The sequence below is a fragment of the Lunatimonas sp. genome (assembly GCF_020832325.1).
Lineage (GTDB): Bacteria > Bacteroidota > Bacteroidia > Cytophagales > Cyclobacteriaceae > Lunatimonas.
Genome location: NZ_JAFIEU010000008.1, coordinates 70,452 through 86,795, shown reverse-complemented (window position 1 = coordinate 86,795; position 16,344 = coordinate 70,452). Strand labels below are relative to the sequence as shown.

The window sequence follows — 16,344 nt, the reverse complement described above, 5'->3', positions numbered from 1 at the left end:
CATTTGCGACACGATTCGATCATTCAGGGGACACTCTCACGTCCCCTGAATTTTTAATGGACATGATTTCCTACCCTGCATTGGCAGAACAAAAAGATTAGCGTTAACTTAGATCTCCAAAAAACCAGGAGATCTGCATGTATATTGTCTTTGATACCGAAACCACCGGATTACCCAGAAATTTTAATGCCCCCATCACTGATCTAGACAATTGGCCTAGGTTGGTTCAACTTGCTTGGCAGCTGCACGACGCCAAGGGCAAGCTCCTTTCCCAACACAATCACATCGTAAAGCCGGAGGGCTTTACAATTCCCTATAACGCCGAAAAAATCCATGGGATCTCCACAAAGCGTGCCAACGAGGAGGGTAAGCCACTGGCAGACGTCTTGGCACTGTTTCAGGAAGATCTCGCAAAGACTACCTACCTGGTCGGACACAATGTGGAATTTGACATCAACGTAACCGGTGCAGAATTTTTACGAAAAGAAATCACTACCGATTTCCTTTCCAAAAAAACACTAGATACCAAAGACCTTTCTACCGATTTTTGCGCCATACCGGGTGGCAAGGGAGGAAAATACAAGTGGCCCACCTTGACCGAACTTCATCAAAAACTATTTGGTGTGGGCTTTGATGCTGCGCACGATGCTGCCTACGACGTGGATGCTACGGCCAAATGTTTTTTTGGCCTAATTAGCGCCGGAGTGATTGCCCCAGAGGAAGGTTTAAAAATTTCGGAGGTTACTTACGAAGCACCCAATCTGGATGCAGCGAACTTTGATGTGGCCGTGGACGAACAAAAAGCCGCAGCCAAAGATGTCTTGAAAGCGGCGGGAAAAGCAGATATCGCCGACCTTCGGGATGTCCCCTTTGTTCACCTGCACGTACACACCCAATTCTCCATCCTTCAGGCTACCTCAGAAATACCCACTCTGATCCGAATAGCCAAGGAACAGGGTATGCCTGCGATCGCTATGACTGATCACGGCAATATGATGGGGGCTTTCAACTTTGTGAAGGAAGCCCTTGCAAACGATATCAAGCCGATCCTAGGCTGCGAATTTAACATCTGCCGGGACCGAAAAAACAAAAGCACCAAAGACGATGGTTTCCAAACCGTTTTGCTGGCCAAAAACAAAGCCGGCTACCACAACCTGGCCAAGCTGGCCTCCTATGCAAACATTGAAGGCTTCTACTATGTACCCCGAATTGATAAGGAACTGCTCCTGACCTACAAAGACAACCTGATCGCAACCACCGGAGGACTCTGGGGAGAAATCCCCTTTTTGATTCTCAATGTGGGTGAATCACAGGCCGAGGAAGCCTTTTTGTGGTGGAAAGAAACGTTTGGCGACGATTTTTATGTGGAGCTGAATCGGCATGGAATACCTGAAGAAGAAAAGGTTAACGAAGTGCTCTTGGAGTTTGCACGCAAGCACGACGTAAAGTACTTCGCTGCTAACAATGCATACTATAGCTATAAATCGGATGCCAATGCGCACGATATTCTTCTTTGCGTTAAAGACGGCGAATTGGTAGAAAAACCCAAGAAATATATTGGGAGGCGGGGGCGGGAGTTCCGCTACGGATTTCCCAACGAGGAGTTTTACGTCAAGTCTCCGGACGAAATGAAGAAACTTTTTGCTGACCTACCGGAAGCCATTACCTGCACCCACCACATCGCAGAAAGCATCGAAGCCTATAAGCTGGCAAGGGAAGTATTGCTGCCCAAATTTGACATTCCCGAAGAGTTTATCCACCCAGAAGATGCCTTAGATGGAGGGAAAAGGGGTGAAAATGCCTACCTCAGGCACCTAACTTACGTCGGCGCCAAAAAACGATATCCAGAAATCACACCGGAGATCCAAGAGCGTCTAGACTTTGAGTTAGAAACCATCGAGCGCACCGGTTATCCGGGCTATTTTTTGATTGTGCAGGATTTCACCCGTGCCGCTAGGGATATGGGCGTATCGGTGGGACCGGGAAGGGGATCCGCTGCGGGCTCCGCTGTAGCCTATTGCGTCGGTATCACCAACATGGATCCCATCGCCTATGACCTACTATTTGAGAGATTTCTAAATCCAGACCGGGTTTCCCTCCCAGATATTGACATTGATTTTGACGACGAGGGGCGACAGCGAGTGATCGACTATGTGATCAAGAAGTACGGTGCCAACCAAGTGGCCCAAATCATCACCTACGGCACCATGGCAGCCAAATCGGCGATCAGGGACACTGCGAGGGTACTCAACCTGCCGCTTTCAGAGGCTGACCGCCTGGCCAAGCTAGTGCCCGACCTGAAGCTAAAAGCGCTGTTTGACCTAGCAAAAGACCACGCCAAACTTTCGGACAAGCTAAAGAACAACAACGAAAACATCCAGCGTGCCATGGAACTGGTACGTATCTCGAAGGGGCAAGACGACAACTCCAAGACGGTAAATCAAGCCAAGATCCTAGAAGGATCTGTAAGAAACACAGGAATCCATGCCTGCGGGGTCATCATCACCCCAGCGGACATCACCAACTATGTACCTGTGGCACTGGCCAAGGATTCGGAGATGGTTTGCACGCAATTTGACAACTCCGTGGTGGAGAGTGCAGGCCTTCTGAAAATGGACTTTTTGGGGTTGAAAACCCTCACCTTGATCAAGGATGCTGTAAAAATTGTGGAAGAGAGGCACGGCATTAAGTTAGATCCTGAAGCGTTCCCCATAGACGACGAAAAAACCTACGAACTGTTTCAACGGGGCGAGACAGTGGGAATCTTTCAATATGAATCTCCTGGCATGCAGAAATACATGCGGGAACTAAAACCAACGGTATTTGCGGATCTCATTGCGATGAACGCCTTGTACCGGCCCGGACCACTGGAATATATCCCGAAATTTATCGCCCGAAAACACGGTCTAGAACCCATTACGTACGACCTCGACGACATGGAGGAGTATCTGAAGGAGACGTACGGCATCACCGTTTACCAAGAACAGGTGATGTTGCTTTCCCAGAAGCTGGCAGGGTTCACCAAAGGTGAAGCAGATGTGCTCCGGAAGGCCATGGGCAAGAAGCAAAAGGACGTACTGGATAAGATGAAACCCAAATTCATCGAACAGGCTGGATCAAAAGGACACGACAAGATCAAATTGGAGAAAATTTGGAAAGACTGGGAAGCTTTCGCCTCCTATGCCTTTAACAAATCCCATTCTACCTGTTATGCATGGATAGCGTATCAAACCGCCTACCTAAAGGCGCATTACCCCGCAGAGTACATGGCCTCCGTACTTAGCAATAATATGAACGACCTCACCCAGGTTACGTTTTTCATGGAAGAGTGTAAGCGCATGAATATAGAGGTATTGGGCCCGGACGTCAATGAGTCCAACAATGGATTTACCGTAAACATGGAAGGCCAAGTTCGCTTCGGCCTGGCCGCTATCAAAGGTGCCGGAGGTGCGGCAGTCAATGCCATTATTGAAGAACGTACCAAGACCGGCACCTACAAAGACTTCTTTGACTTTGTAAAGCGGGTGAACCTGAGGGCAGTAAACAAGAAGACATTGGAAGTCCTGGCAATGGCCGGAGGGTTTGATTGCTTTAGGGAATATCACCGAAGGCAATATTTGGAGGCTGCTGAAGGCGAACTCCCTCTGATCGAGAAAGCAATCAAATATGCGCAAAAAGTCATTCAGGAAGAGGAAAGCTCGCAGGTGTCACTGTTCGGCGGCAGTTCCGGCATGGCCATACCTCTCCCAAATGTGCCACAGATGGAACCTTTCAGCCAACTCCAAGAGCTCAATATCGAGAAGGAAGTGGTAGGGCTTTATATTTCTGGGCATCCATTGGATCAATTTAAGATTGAAATAGAAGCCTTTACGAACACCCACCTGCCCGAATTGGCTAACCTCGAAAGCATCAAGTCGCGGGGCGAAGTCAAAATCGCTGGAGCCGTTACCTCGTTTGCCCACCGAACCACCAAGACCGGTAAGCCCTTCGGCACGTTAACCTTGGAGGATTACCATGGTGGCCATACCTTTTTTATTTTTGGTGATGACTATGTGAGGTACAAGGAGTACTTCATGACCGGATGGTTCCTTTACCTTACCGGAAACATCTATCCAAACAAATACAAACCCACCGAAGTAGAATTTAAGATCAACAATATTTCCCTACTGAATGAGCTACGGGAAAAGATGATCAAAGGGATACGGGTACATATTGCCCTGGATGACCTCACCTACGACCTCATGGAGAAGTTGGAGCAAATCACTCAAAAATACCAAGGATCTGCCAAACTCTATATCAACATCATCGACGACCAAGAGAAGATCGCACTAGACCTCATGTCCAAAAAATTCACGGTGGATCCTTCTAACGAAATGATCGAGGCGTTAAGATCCATTCCCGAGCTTGCCTACAAGATCCTGTAAAAAATAAAGGCCTTTAGGAACTAATTGACATAAGATGGGTTTTACTTATTTACTTATATGATCTGTAATAAATTGATAACTAAACAGAAATGGCAAAAACAATAGAAATTACCGACGCTAACTTTGAGGAAGTACTGAAATCAGAGCATCCTGTATTAGTAGATTTTTGGGCTGAGTGGTGCGGACCTTGTAAAATGATTGGTCCCATTGTGGAAGAGTTGGCCGGTGAATACGAAGGGAAGGCTGTCATAGGTAAACTGGATGTAGACAGCAACCCGGAAATTACCATGAAATTTGGTGTAAGAAGTATCCCGACGCTGTTGATATTCAAAGATGGTCAAGTAGTGGAAAAGCACATCGGCGCAGCACCAAAATCCATACTGAGCCAAAAACTAGAAGCTCATCTTTAAACTAAACTGCAAATTATATTCGAAATTCTACAGCGAATACTACATAAAACGAAGAAAGCTGCCCATTTAAGGCAGCTTTCTTCGTTTTATCTTTAAGGAATGCGCAATTACACGTCGTCTACCTACGATCTGACTTACTTTATGACCCTTTTAAAGGAGCCCACCAGGTTCCTCAGTAGGTACTGAGTTGGCGTTCGGTTGGCTAAGTTGCGAAACCCCTCCTGAGACGATAAACTTCATGATCTCGGTACTGTTGACATTTTTTAGTACCCGAACATTTTCCCGAGGGACCAAATACAGGTTGCCACTAAAGTTATAGGAATGGGGGAAATAAACCGATACCAGACTAGGTTCACCCAAAGTATTGAGATCACCTTGAGTCATGAACCCTAACCGGTGCATGTTCTCTGAGAGCTTCACAATAATAGGTGTATTGAATTTCTTTTTATCCCCTACAAAAGCAGACATCAGGTCTTTGATGCTGGTATATAGAATATTTACCAGAGGAATTTTAAATACAATCTTTTCCAGCTCCTCAAAGATGGACCGGGTTAAGAATAGGCTGGTCATGTAGCCTACTAAGGTCACGATCGCAAATACAAGCAAAATACCGAGACCGGGAACATTAATCGGAATCAAGTTATCGAGAAATTGTACTGCCAAAAGGATAATATACGCGGTAAGCGCAAATGGAACTACAAACAACAATCCACGGAAGAAATACCCGAGGATTCTTTTAGATGTGAAGCTGGACATGGCAAGTCTAATTTATAATCGGAACCAACAATAAAAAGTGTACCAAAAAAAGCCCTGCTTTCAGAAAACAGGGCTTTTTTAACTTAATGACTACCATTGACTTTACAAATCGATCCCCATAAAGGACATGAAGGCAATGCCCATCAAGCCGGTAATGAGCATGGTAATACCCAAGCCTTTTAGCCCGTTTGGCACATTGGAATACTTTAGTTTTTCACGGATAGCTGCCAAAGCTACGATAGCCAAAAAGAAGCCAGTCCCTGATCCAAAGCCGTATACTGTGGCCTCTGCCAGAGTATAGTCTCTCTGTGCCATAAAAAGAGACCCCCCCAAGATCGCGCAGTTTACCGCTATCAGTGGAAGGAAGATTCCTAAGGCACCGTAGAGCGCTGGAGCAAATTTTTCAACTACCATTTCTACCAATTGGACCATGGCGGCTATAATGGCAATAAACATGATGAATCGAAGGAAGCTGAGGTCCACAGATGCCAACCCCTCTCCCAAAAAGGCCAGTGCTCCTTCCTTAAGTATAAACTCATTTAACAACCAGTTTAACGGCACAGTGATGGTTAACACGAAAATGACGGCTGCTCCCAAGCCCAAGGCAGTGCTTACTTTTTTAGAAACGGCCAAGAAAGAACACATTCCCAAAAAGTAGGCGAAAACCATGTTGTCGATAAAGATCGATCGGATTCCTAAGCTGAATAATTCCATTTCTCTTTCGTTTTTAGTGTTCTACATATCCAGTCTTGGTACGCTGTACCCAGATGATTAGCCCAAGGATAATAAAAGCGCCTACTGGACTTACCATCAAACCATTGGTTGCTAAATTGAAGTTTTCGCCAAATAGCCCGGAAACTGCATCGAATACCGGAACTCCAAATACCGATCCTGAACCCCATAATTCCCTGAAGAAAGCTACTGCTAGGATGATCCAAGAATAACCTAGGGCGCTTCCAAATCCATCTAAAATAGAATCATAAGGCTTGTTACCCAACGCATAAGCCTCTAGTCGTCCCATGACAATACAGTTGGTAATAATCAACCCTACGAACACCGACAGCTCTTTGTACATATCAAAAGCAAAAGCTTTCAGTATCTCATTCACCAATGTAACCAACGACGCTACTACGGCGAGCTGTACGATAATACGAACCCGGGTGGGTATCGTATTTCGCAATAGGGAAATGGTTAGGTTTGCCATAACCATTACAAATATTACAGACAGCGCCATAACCAATGTAGGTTGCATCTGTGTAGTCACCGCCAATGCGGAACATATCCCCAATACCTGAATGGTAATCGGGTTGTCATCCACCAGGGGATCGGTGATCAATTTCTTTCTTCTCTTGGACAATAAAGGCTCTACTTCCTTTACTACGTTTACTTTCTCAGCGGTTTCTGCACTCATCTTATATAGAATTGAAACGTTCTAAAATTAATTAATGGCCATAACATCCTTGTTGGATTTTTTCTTATCCAAATATGCCTTATAATGGCCTAGATATGCCTCCAACATCTTGTTTACGCCTACCGCAGTAATGGTAGCACCAGACAGGCCATCTACTTTATGAGGATCTCCGGAATAGTCTTTTCCTTCTCCCTTCTGCATGCTTACAGACTCAAGGTTTCCGCTTTCGTCAAATATCTTTTTGCCTTCAAAGCGAGACTGAACCTCTCCTGCGGTGATTCTAGCTCCAAGACCGGGGGTTTCTCCGGCATGAGCAAACGTAACTCCTTCTATTGTATTCAAATCGGTCTGTAATGCAAGGTAACCCCAGATACTATCCCAAAGTCCCGCACCATACACTGGCAAAATATACGCTTCAACGGCTTCCTCATTACCTTCTTTGTGAAAGATAAAGACAGGGTACAACCTATCGGCAGGAGCCTTCTTATAATTTCTACCTACATCAACGGTTTCAGCAGTAACAGCCACACCGTCTTGTTCAGTGACTTCCTCGCCTTCTATATTAACTACCTTGGAGGATATTCTACTCTCGTAAAAGGCATCAATCTCTTCCGCTTTCATTTTACGGATGTCTTCCGCTGAAATTACCGCTCCGAGAATTTGCTTCTTGGTATCCAAGGCCTCCGCCTTTTTCTGTATCGGCTTCAATACTTCTGCTGTACCAGAAAGTAATAAGCCCAAAACGATGGTTAGGATTACGGAAAACGTAATCACATAAGCATTAGACTGTTGCACGTTGTAACCTCCTTTTTTTGTTTGCCTGAACTACATAATGATCTATAAGGGGAGCGAAGACGTTCATAAAGAGAACTGCCAACATGATTCCCTCTGGATAAGCCGGATTGGTTACCCGGATAATGATGGTCAAAACACCAATCAACAATCCGTATATCCATTTCCCTGCCTCGGTCTGGGAAGCAGAAACCGGATCAGTGGCCATAAATACGATCCCGAAAGCAATGCCTCCCATCACCAAGTGATAATGAGACGGTAGCGCCATATACTCGTTAACTGCCAGCAGCTCCATTACCAAGCCCATCAGATAAGCACCTCCAAAAGCACCAGCCATAATCTTCCAACTAGCCACACCCGTAAATATCAAAATGGCAGCGCCGATCAACACCATCAATGTAGATGTTTCGCCAATTGATCCTGGAATAAACCCAAAAAACATATTGGCAAAGCTAAACATGCCATCCATGATGCCCGCGTTGTGACCATTTAATGCTGCAACGGCATTTTCACCGGACTGACCCGCCTGATAGACTACCGAAAGCGCCGTCGCACCGGAAAATGCATCGGGAGTTTTATCTCCCAAATAGGTCCAGACGGTATCTCCGGAAATCTGTGCAGGATACGCAAAGTACAAAAAGGCCCTAGCCGTCATGGCCACGTTCAGGATATTCATCCCAGTACCTCCAAAAACCTCCTTGGCGATTACCACAGCAAAAATCGTAGCCAATGCAACCTGCCACAAAGGCGTAGTTGCAGGTACTACCAAAGGAATCAACATACCTGTTACCAGGAAACCTTCGTTGATTGGGTGTTTTCTGACAACAGCAAAGACAGCCTCAATAAGCCCCCCTGCCGCATAGGACACCAACACGATGGGAAGAACGAGCGTGGCGCCTAGCAGAAACTTATCTCCAAAGGTGGCAGAGGCATCCTCCACCGCAAGGAAATGCATGTGTCCTACATTGTATATTCCAAAAAGCAGACAGGGGATCATGGCGATTACCACGGTGATCATCATCCGCTTCAGGTCGATCGCATCTCTAATCTGCGCTCCTCTTGTACTCGTGGTATGATTGGGTGTAAACATGAACGTTTCACCCGCTTCAAACAAATAGTACAAGTTTTCTAACTTGCCGCCCTTTTGGAAGAGTGGCTTCTGCTTATCTAACAGATCTCGTAAAAACTTCATATGGATTAACTATATTGTATCAGTTCTATACCTTTTCTAACAATTTCCTGCACAGGGTGTTTGGAGACATCGACGAATTCGCACAATGCCAAATCTTCTTCGATCACCTCATAGATTCCCAACTCCTCCATATCGTCATAATCTTCGGCCATGATAGCCTTCATGAGATATACGGGGTAAATGTCCATGGGGGTTACACTCTCGAATACTCCAGTCGAAACAAATGCGCGTTCCTCTCCGCGTGTATTGGTGTCCAACACAAACTCCTTCTTTGGAAATAAAAAGGATAGCAGGCCAAGCGCTCTATGGTAACTTAATTTATCCGAAGTAGGCTTTAGCCACCCCATAAATTCGTAATAATCTCCTTCCGGAATAACTGTTAGTTGGTGATCGTAATACCCCAAATATCCGTCTTTATTAATCTTCGTACCGGTCAATACATTGCCGGATATCACCCGTACGTTATCGGATTTGGTATTACCTGCCACAAAGCTGTCCACGCAGGCTCCCATATAGGTTTGTGCATAAACGGTCTTTTTGAGCTCTGAACCGGTGAGCGCAATCACTTTGGAAGCATCGTACACCCCGTTAAGAAACAACTTTCCTATTTGTACTACTCCGTAGGGGTTTACGGTCCACACGATTTCGCCTTTACAAATAGGGTCTACGTGATGTATCTGAACGCCCACATTTCCCGCAGGATGCGGTCCGGAAAATTTGGTGACTTCTACTTCTTTTAGATTATCGAAGGCCGCGGGGCTGCTACCTTCCGCTTTTACTCCTAGGTAAACTTTTCCCTTCGTCAGTTTTTTCAATATGTCAATACCAGTCTGAAAAGCTTTTTCTTGACCCTTCAACAAAACATCGTAATCGGGGGCCAATGGGTGACTGTCAAAGCCAGAGATAAAAATGGATTTTGGCTCGTCATCGGGATTAGCGATGATGCCAAACGGGCGCTGTATGATCTGTGGCCAAACGCCCCCTTGGGCCATCCGGTCTATCAGTTTCTCCCGGCTCGCTGCCTGTATGTCCGCATCAGAAAATTTTTCGAAGGTCTCGAAGACGATTTCGCTATCTGCCAAAATTTTTATCTCGAGAAGTTTTCTTTTTTCTCCCCGCTTAATTTCGACCACTTCGCCGGATACCGGTGCCACCATCTGCACCTTTTCCATTTTTTTATCAAATAACAAAGGGGTACCTGCTTTTACTGTGTCCCCTTCTTTGACTAGCACCTTGGGCCTTTCCATTCCAAGGAAGTCTGTCGGTTTGATAGCGAAGGTTTTAACCGCTGAAAAGCCCTCAACTTTTTTCTCGGCTTTACCGGCTAAGTTTATATCAAACCCTTTCTTTAGCTTTACTAGTTTTGACATATTTGAATTTTAAAACTACATGATCCTTTGAAAAACGGCTCAAATCTAATAAATTACATCAGTTATTAGAAGTTAAATCCGCTATTTATTGCAGGCTGTGCCATGTTAGCACAGACATCAATGCTTGGTTGTATTACTGGGCTAATACCGCTTTGTCCTCCAGTCTGTTGATAAAATCCCGAATTTGCTCCATCAACCACATGGGGGTAGAAGTAGCACCACAGATCCCAATTTTGGTAGCCGACTCAAACCAAGAAGGGTCAATCTCCTCCTCGTTCTCGATGAAATAGCTGCGGGTGTTTACCTGTTGACATACTTGAAACAACGCCCTCCCGTTAGAGCTTTTCTTGCCCGATACAAATACGATTACGTCGTTTTCAGCGGCGAAGCGTGAAAGCTGCGGTTCCCTGTTGGATACCTGTCTGCAAATGGAATCATTCGCGTTGAAATCAAGCTCCGTCAGAGAGCCTTTTGCCTGTCGTATCCGATCTTCAATCTTTTCCTTCAGCGCGTAGAAACCCTTCGTACTTTTTGTTGTCTGGCTAAAAAGCGTCACGGGTTTGCTGAAATCAATTCGATCTAGGTCCTTGTCTTCCATGACCACGATCGCTTTCTCCAGCGTTTGACCCGTCAAACCGATTACTTCGGCGTGGCCCTTCTTACCATATATAACAATCTGCCCCTGCTCACGCTCCATTTTGTCAAAGGCATTCTTCACGCGATGCTGAAGCTTCAATACCACCGGACAGGAGGCGTCAATCAGCTCAATGTTATTCTCTATGGCCAACCTATACGTCTCGGGTGGCTCGCCATGCGCCCGAATGAGCACCTTGCAATCGGACAGACATTTCAGCTGGTCACGGTCTATCACCTTCAGGCCCTTTTCGCTTAGCCTTTTTACTTCCATATCGTTGTGGACGATATCTCCCAGGCAATAAAGCGTGTTTTCACCCTCCATTTCATCCTCAGCCATTTGGATGGCGTACTCCACCCCAAAGCAGTAACCGGAATTTTTATCAATTGTTACTTCCATGCCGTTGTCGTTCAGTTCATTTTATCCCTCGCAAGCTCCAAAATCCTTGCCACTTGGTCTTCAAATTGCAGGTCGCTGGTATCTATTTCCACGGCATCCGCTGCTTTTACCAATGGACTTTCGGCTCTGCTGCTATCCAAGTGATCCCGTTTAGCCAAATTTTCCCTAATCTGATCCAAATCCGCATGCTGACCTCGCCCCTGAAGCTCTTTTAACCTACGTGCAGCCCGCACCTCAAGTTTTGCAGACATAAAGACTTTTAACTCAGCATCCGGAAAAACCACCGTGCCTATGTCGCGTCCATCCATCACCACCCCCTTTTTAGAGCCTAGCTGCCGCTGCTTAGCCACCAATGCCTGTCTAATTTCTTTGATTTTGCTCACTTCACTTACTTGGTCAGTGACCGGCATCCCCCTAATTTCGTCTTCTACATCCTTGCCGTTTAAAAAAATGCGCTGGCTTCCGTCCTTGTCATCTACATGGAAATCGATATTTACCGACTCTAATGATTGCCGTATCTCCTGAATATTACTTAAATTAGTGTGCTTGTTCAAAAAATAGAGAGTCACAGCTCTATACATGGCCCCAGAATCGATGTAGGCATATTTCAACACCTTTGCCACCGACTTCGCCGTGGTGCTTTTTCCGCATCCAGAAAGGCCATCTATAGCGATAATGATTTTTTTCATTAAGGAAAAGTTGCTTTTGACGTCAATTGAATATTCGGCTGCAAATATAGTAGTTTTAAATCGATTACAGGTATAGTACAGCCATTTAGAATTTTTTATTTCTCAATGATGCTTGGATTTTATTTTGCTATTTATGATAAAAACGCCAACTGACGATAATATCGTTAACATAACGGGGCAATACGTAGACATTTACCATAAGGTCATTTACCCAGCAGAAATTTCCGTACGTAATGGTCGCATTGCCGCTATCACACCCCTGAAAAGTGCCCCTACGCGATTTATCCTTCCCGGATTTATTGATGCGCACATTCACATCGAGTCCTCTCTTTTGGTTCCATCCGAGTTTGCGCGGCTTGCAGTCCTTCACGGCACGGTGGCCACTGTCTCCGATCCACACGAAATCGCCAATGTTTGCGGTATGGAGGGGGTGAACTATATGATTGAAAATGGTAATTCTGTCAATTTTAAGTTCTATTTCGGTGCTCCATCCTGTGTTCCGGCCACCACCTTTGAGACGGCTGGGGCGACCATTGGGGTCTCCGAGATCGCCAAGTTGATGTCTGATAAACGCATCCACTACTTGGCGGAAATGATGAATTGGCCAGGCGTGATCTATCGGGATGAAACGATCACGCAAAAAATCGAATGGGCAAAAAAGGCAGGAAAACCGATCGATGGGCATGCCCCGGGACTAACCGGGGATAGGGCAAAAGCATACATCCAAGCCGGCATGAGTACCGACCACGAATGCTTTACCTACGAGGAAGCAGCCTACAAGATTCAATTGGGAATGAAAATAGCCATTCGGGAGGGTAGTGCCGCCAAAAATTTCGACGCCTTGATCAATTTGATGGACAAGTATCCGGAAAGCCTGATGTTCTGCTCAGACGACAAACACCCGGACAGCCTGCTAGAAGGACATATCAACCAACTGGTGGCTAGAGCTATCAAGCTGGGAAAAAACGTATTTGATGTGCTGCAGGCAGCCTGCATCAACCCAGTAAACCACTATGGATTGGAGGTGGGCACCCTTCGGAAAGGAGACCCGGCAGATTTCATCGTAGTGGAGGATCTGAAGGAGTTTTCCGTACAGTCAACCTATATTAATGGCCTTGTCGTTTCCAACCTGCACGATACCCTGATCCCCTCTGTAAAAACGGAAACTATAAACCAGTTTGCAGTAGGCCCTATCCAAGAAGCATCCCTTCGGGTCAACGATGAGGGAAAGGCCGTTAGAGTCATCGTTGCGGAGGAAGGGCAGTTGGTCACCAAGCAGGACTGGGCCACCCTATCTCCTTCCGGAGGCAATCTGATTTCCGATACGACACAGGATGTCCTGAAACTGGCCGTGGTCAACCGCTACAAAAAAGCGCCGCCCGCTGTTGCGTTTATTAAGAATTTCGGATTGAAAAGGGGTGCCATTGCCTCCTCTGTAGCCCACGATTCGCACAACATCGTAGTGGTCGGAGCAAATGATCGCTCCATGACAGAGGCGGTAAATGCGATCATTTCCCAAAAAGGAGGCCTGTCACTATGTGATGGAGAAAATTGCAAGATATTACCTCTTCCTGTTGCTGGCCTGATGACCACGGAAGATGCCTTTATAACAGCGGCACGTTACACTGAACTAGACCGTTTGGCCAAAGAGCGCTTAGGGTGTACTTTGGCTTCACCCTACATGACCTTGAGCTTTATGGCCCTCCTGGTGATCCCCGATTTAAAGCTTAGCGACAAAGGTCTGTTTGATGGAAATTCATTTAATTTCGTACCTTTATACAACGACCTGATTTAGAAAGTTATCCCTAGGTGTATGGCTAGTTGGAATAGGATGAAGGAGCAAATAAAGTCTTGGTTTTTTTGGTACCGAACTCCGGTAATGGAAAAGCAGATTTTTAACTCCATGCTTTTCATCATTGCGGTATACCTAGTAGCTATGGGGGTAATCAATATCTTTATCGGACAAACTTGGTTAACACTGATTTCTTTTCTGACACTAGGCCCTCTAGCGTTCATTTATTACTTAATCCGGATAAAAAACCGCTATCAGCTATCCCTCTACCTATTCGGTGGACTCAGCTATCCGCTGATCACTATCAATTTCTTTTTAAACGATGGCGTCTTAGGACCTACTTCCTATATCTTTATTCTGATGAATGTGGTGCTTATCAGCATTGCGCCTCTGAAAATGATTCCAGGATGGACCGCTGTCAATATTTCATTTTTTGTGGTACTTTACTATCTGGGAACTTACCATTCCAGCTGGATACCGGCGAACTATACGTCAGAAAACTATTTGTTCATAGACCATGTATTGACCTATATTGGGTCTATACTAGGCATCACCCTACTGCTAACCACCCTCAAACAATATTACCAGTTTCAAAAATCGGAGGCGGAGTTCAAGCGCAACGAGCTAGCACTACTCAACCGGGACCTGAACAATCTCAACCAGCAAAAGGATAAGATCATTGCCATCATCGCCCACGACTTGAGAAACCCACTTAACTCCATTCTGCAGACCTTGGAGCTAATTGATCAAGCCGATAGCCTTACTGCAGAAGAAATGGATTTTATTCACGGCGAACTACTAAAAAACACCAAAAGGACCTACCGGATGATGGAAAATATCCTTGAATGGTCTTCTTTTGAATTAAACAGAACGCAAAACCGAATCCGCCAAGTCGATTTAAAGTCGCTATTGCAAGATACGCTAGATATCATGACATCTATCGCCTCTCAAAAACAACTGACGCTAAATGTAAACTTTAACGGCAACCCCGAGGTGAACGGTGAGACAGACCGAATTTTGTTAATTGTCAGAAATTTGATCCAAAATGCGATCAAGTTTTCCAATAAAGGAGGAACAATCTGGTGTGAAATCAGCAGCGACGACCGTCAAATCATCATCTCGGTCGAAGACACCGGCATAGGTATTCCGGAACAAAAAATTACCAATATTTTCCAATTGGAAATCAAGCCCACCTACGGTACGGCAAACGAAAAAGGTACTGGGATGGGGCTCCACATTTGCTACCAAAACGCCCTAAAACTAGGCGGGAGCATCGAGGTCCGGAGCAAAGAAGGTGTAGGTAGTACCTTTACACTGCGCTTTCCAGCCAAGCTCACATCGGACCAAGAGCTGCTCAACCAATAGCCTTTTTCTTCGCGGAAATATCGTTCATAATGTAGGCTGCATGCACTATGGTGTTCTCTATAAAAAACTCACGTGTATTTAAGCCCCCGCACACCACGCCCGCGAGATATAGCCCAGAAACGTTGGATTCTTGACTCTGATTATCGTAGCAGGGTTTTTTGTGCTCGTCGAGGCTCAGGGCTACGCCTAGTTGATCCAGCAACGCAAAATTGGGTCTATAACCTGTCATGGCCAACACAAAATCATTCGGAAGCTTGACGCTTCCATCCGGTGTCTCCACCCACACGTGATCCGCCTCAATGGAGGAAATGGTTGCGTTAAAATATGCCTTGATGGAACCTTCTTTGATACGGTTTTCAATGTCTGGAAGCACCCAGTATTTCACTGTTTGATCAATTGTAGGCTTCATTACGACCATCGTTACATCTGCTCCTTTCCTCCATGTTTCGAGGGCAACATCCACCGCAGAATTTCCCCCTCCTACCACAATGATCTTTTGCCCTATATAGGGCCATGGCTCTTTGTAGTAATGAGATACTTTGGGAAGATCCTCGCCGGGTACCTCCATCTTGTTGGGCAGATCGTAAAAACCTGTAGCCATCACCAAATGGTCTGCACGATAAGCACCCTTGTTGGTTAGTACTTCAAACACGCCCTCAGGGTTTTTCATCAACGTGAGCGCTTCCTCGTAGAGGTGTATCCTTAATCGATAATGCTTGACAATTCGCCTGTAGTACTCGAGCGCCTCTGTACGTGTTGGCTTATTGGCAATCGACATAAAGGGTATGTCGGCCATCTCTAGCTTTTCGGAGGTCGAAAAAAATGTCATATTTGACGGGTAATGGAAAATCGAATTTGTGAGGACACCCTTTTCGATAATGAGGTAGTTCAACCCCTTTTTCTCAGCTTCCACACCACAGGCAATGCCTATCGGGCCGCCTCCGATAATCAACACATCCAATTTGTTCATAGTAATATATTTGCTATTTCGTTGGTAATCCTCTGCCCACCAACGATTGATGGAAAACCATGTCAAGCCTATTCCGCTCCAACTAATCGGGGCATATATCTACCGGGTAAAATCCAGCATATGGGAAAAACATCCCAACG

Annotated in this window: 13 protein-coding genes; 4 read left to right on the top strand and 9 right to left on the bottom strand. The window is 45.7% G+C overall.

Annotated elements, in window-relative coordinates; translation table 11 throughout:
• Positions 1 to 137: 137 nt before the first annotated feature.
• Together dnaE and trxA are read left to right on the top strand one after the other, a co-directional pair.
• On the top strand, positions 138 to 4,424 hold the full coding sequence (gene dnaE, locus JJU34_RS02400) for a DNA polymerase III subunit alpha (RefSeq protein WP_228690723.1): 4,287 nt from the start codon (positions 138 to 140) through the stop codon (positions 4,422 to 4,424).
• A gap of 89 nt (positions 4,425 to 4,513) precedes the next feature.
• Complete coding sequence (trxA, locus tag JJU34_RS02395) at positions 4,514 to 4,834, top strand: thioredoxin (RefSeq protein ID WP_228690722.1); 321 nt, start codon at positions 4,514 to 4,516, stop codon at positions 4,832 to 4,834.
• A gap of 150 nt (positions 4,835 to 4,984) precedes the next feature.
• Here the strand turns inward: trxA and JJU34_RS02390 are convergent, their stop codons facing one another.
• The 8 genes from JJU34_RS02390 to cmk form a co-directional block, all read right to left on the bottom strand.
• Positions 4,985 to 5,590 (bottom strand): DUF502 domain-containing protein, encoded by a 606-nt coding sequence (locus JJU34_RS02390; protein ID WP_228690721.1) that lies wholly within the window; start codon positions 5,588 to 5,590, stop codon positions 4,985 to 4,987.
• A gap of 102 nt (positions 5,591 to 5,692) precedes the next feature.
• A complete protein-coding gene (gene nqrE / locus JJU34_RS02385; RefSeq protein WP_228690720.1) occupies positions 5,693 to 6,304 on the bottom strand; it encodes an NADH:ubiquinone reductase (Na(+)-transporting) subunit E in 612 nt (203 codons plus the stop codon).
• Between the two features lie 13 nt (positions 6,305 to 6,317).
• A complete protein-coding gene (locus JJU34_RS02380; RefSeq protein WP_228690719.1) occupies positions 6,318 to 7,001 on the bottom strand; it encodes an NADH:ubiquinone reductase (Na(+)-transporting) subunit D in 684 nt (227 codons plus the stop codon).
• Between the two features lie 27 nt (positions 7,002 to 7,028).
• Positions 7,029 to 7,796, bottom strand: a complete 768-nt coding sequence (gene nqrC, locus JJU34_RS02375; protein WP_228690718.1) for an NADH:ubiquinone reductase (Na(+)-transporting) subunit C — start codon at positions 7,794 to 7,796, stop codon at positions 7,029 to 7,031.
• Positions 7,783 to 8,985, bottom strand: coding sequence for an NADH:ubiquinone reductase (Na(+)-transporting) subunit B (locus JJU34_RS02370; RefSeq protein ID WP_228690717.1), 1,203 nt, complete (start codon positions 8,983 to 8,985; stop codon positions 7,783 to 7,785). Before JJU34_RS02370 ends, nqrC begins: the two co-directional genes overlap by 14 nt.
• Positions 8,986 to 8,990: 5 nt before the next feature.
• Positions 8,991 to 10,355, bottom strand: a complete 1,365-nt coding sequence (locus JJU34_RS02365) for a Na(+)-translocating NADH-quinone reductase subunit A (protein ID WP_228690716.1) — start codon at positions 10,353 to 10,355, stop codon at positions 8,991 to 8,993.
• Between the two features lie 133 nt (positions 10,356 to 10,488).
• A complete protein-coding gene (locus JJU34_RS02360) occupies positions 10,489 to 11,388 on the bottom strand; it encodes a 4-hydroxy-3-methylbut-2-enyl diphosphate reductase (protein WP_228690715.1) in 900 nt (299 codons plus the stop codon).
• Between the two features lie 11 nt (positions 11,389 to 11,399).
• Positions 11,400 to 12,077 (bottom strand): (d)CMP kinase, encoded by a 678-nt coding sequence (gene cmk / locus JJU34_RS02355; RefSeq protein WP_228690714.1) that lies wholly within the window; start codon positions 12,075 to 12,077, stop codon positions 11,400 to 11,402.
• A 133-nt stretch (positions 12,078 to 12,210) separates the two neighbouring features.
• On the opposite strand from cmk, the gene ade reads away from it, so the two are divergent.
• Both ade and JJU34_RS02345 read left to right on the top strand, forming a co-directional pair.
• A complete protein-coding gene (gene ade / locus JJU34_RS02350; protein WP_228690713.1) occupies positions 12,211 to 13,872 on the top strand; it encodes an adenine deaminase in 1,662 nt (553 codons plus the stop codon).
• Positions 13,873 to 13,890: 18 nt separating this feature from the next.
• Positions 13,891 to 15,234, top strand: a complete 1,344-nt coding sequence (locus JJU34_RS02345; RefSeq protein ID WP_228690712.1) for a HAMP domain-containing sensor histidine kinase — start codon at positions 13,891 to 13,893, stop codon at positions 15,232 to 15,234.
• Here JJU34_RS02345 and JJU34_RS02340 read toward each other — a convergent pair.
• Complete coding sequence (locus JJU34_RS02340) at positions 15,224 to 16,204, bottom strand: YpdA family putative bacillithiol disulfide reductase (RefSeq protein WP_228690711.1); 981 nt, start codon at positions 16,202 to 16,204, stop codon at positions 15,224 to 15,226. The genes JJU34_RS02345 and JJU34_RS02340 overlap by 11 nt on opposite strands.
• Positions 16,205 to 16,344: the final 140 nt, after the last annotated feature.

What these genes read in the sequence shown, in the direction of transcription:
- dnaE (WP_228690723.1), top strand. Translation starts at nt 138, where the DNA reads ATGTATATTGTCTTTGATACCGAAACCACCGGATTACCCAGAAATTTT.
- trxA (WP_228690722.1), top strand. Translation starts at nt 4,514, where the DNA reads ATGGCAAAAACAATAGAAATTACCGACGCTAACTTTGAGGAAGTACTG.
- JJU34_RS02390 (WP_228690721.1), bottom strand. Translation starts at nt 5,590, where the DNA reads ATGTCCAGCTTCACATCTAAAAGAATCCTCGGGTATTTCTTCCGTGGA.
- nqrE (WP_228690720.1), bottom strand. Translation starts at nt 6,304, where the DNA reads ATGGAATTATTCAGCTTAGGAATCCGATCGATCTTTATCGACAACATG.
- JJU34_RS02380 (WP_228690719.1), bottom strand. Translation starts at nt 7,001, where the DNA reads ATGAGTGCAGAAACCGCTGAGAAAGTAAACGTAGTAAAGGAAGTAGAG.
- JJU34_RS02370 (WP_228690717.1), bottom strand. Translation starts at nt 8,985, where the DNA reads ATGAAGTTTTTACGAGATCTGTTAGATAAGCAGAAGCCACTCTTCCAA.
- JJU34_RS02365 (WP_228690716.1), bottom strand. Translation starts at nt 10,355, where the DNA reads ATGTCAAAACTAGTAAAGCTAAAGAAAGGGTTTGATATAAACTTAGCC.
- JJU34_RS02360 (WP_228690715.1), bottom strand. Translation starts at nt 11,388, where the DNA reads ATGGAAGTAACAATTGATAAAAATTCCGGTTACTGCTTTGGGGTGGAG.
- cmk (WP_228690714.1), bottom strand. Translation starts at nt 12,077, where the DNA reads ATGAAAAAAATCATTATCGCTATAGATGGCCTTTCTGGATGCGGAAAA.
- ade (WP_228690713.1), top strand. Translation starts at nt 12,211, where the DNA reads ATGATAAAAACGCCAACTGACGATAATATCGTTAACATAACGGGGCAA.
- JJU34_RS02345 (WP_228690712.1), top strand. Translation starts at nt 13,891, where the DNA reads ATGGCTAGTTGGAATAGGATGAAGGAGCAAATAAAGTCTTGGTTTTTT.
- JJU34_RS02340 (WP_228690711.1), bottom strand. Translation starts at nt 16,204, where the DNA reads ATGAACAAATTGGATGTGTTGATTATCGGAGGCGGCCCGATAGGCATT.